The organism is Burkholderia sp. BCC1640, assembly GCF_902833125.1.
Lineage (GTDB): Bacteria > Pseudomonadota > Gammaproteobacteria > Burkholderiales > Burkholderiaceae > Burkholderia > Burkholderia diffusa.
Window position 1 is genome coordinate 1 of sequence record NZ_CADFEF010000145.1, and the last position, 516, is coordinate 516.

2 protein-coding genes are annotated in these 516 nt (G+C 63.4%); one reads left to right on the forward strand and one right to left on the reverse strand.

From position 1 onward, the window contains the following. Window positions 1-252: fimbrial protein (locus tag HWX25_RS32910; RefSeq protein WP_175912772.1), on the forward strand; the 252-nt coding region annotated here is incomplete at its 5' end. A gap of 74 nt (window positions 253-326) precedes the next feature. Here the strand turns inward: HWX25_RS32910 and HWX25_RS32915 are convergent. After that, complete coding sequence (locus HWX25_RS32915; protein ID WP_175688136.1) at window positions 327-464, reverse strand: HHHH-motif protein; 138 nt, start codon at window positions 462-464, stop codon at window positions 327-329. Window positions 465-516: the final 52 nt, after the last annotated feature.

A 516-nucleotide genomic window follows, 5' to 3' on the forward strand; every position in this document is an offset into this window, starting at 1 on the left:
GACGGCTACTTCGAGACCTCGCAGACCGTGCAGAACGGGCTGCTGGTGCCGGACCCGAAGAGCAACTTCGGCATCGGCATCGAGGACCGCAACGGGACGGCCATCCCGTTCAACGAGCAGTTCGTGCTCGCGAAGATGCCGGGCAACGTGAACTACCAGAGCGTGACGCTCGACGCCGTGCTGAAGGCGTTCGGGCCGCCGAAAATCGGCCCGTTCAACGGCACGGCGACGATCCGCCTGTTCATCTACTAGGAAGCGCGCGCATCGCGCACCCATGAAAAAAGCGCCGGCATGCCGACGCTTCTTCCAAACCTGCGGCGCGATGCTCAACGCACCATGCGGCACACCTTGTGATGATGATGCTCGAAGTGGCACACGCGGTGCGGATGGGCTTCGGCGATCGCCGGCACGAGCACGGCGGCGGCAACGGCGGCGGCGGTCAGGGTCTTGAGTAGCGTCTTCATGTTGAGGTCCTGTCGTTCAGTATCGGGTCACGGAAAGGGAAGGGAAAGGCAT

Bases quoted from the DNA above. Each gene is read 5' to 3' on its own strand.
- HWX25_RS32915 (WP_175688136.1), bottom strand. From the start codon at position 464: ATGAAGACGCTACTCAAGACCCTGACCGCCGCCGCCGTTGCCGCCGCC.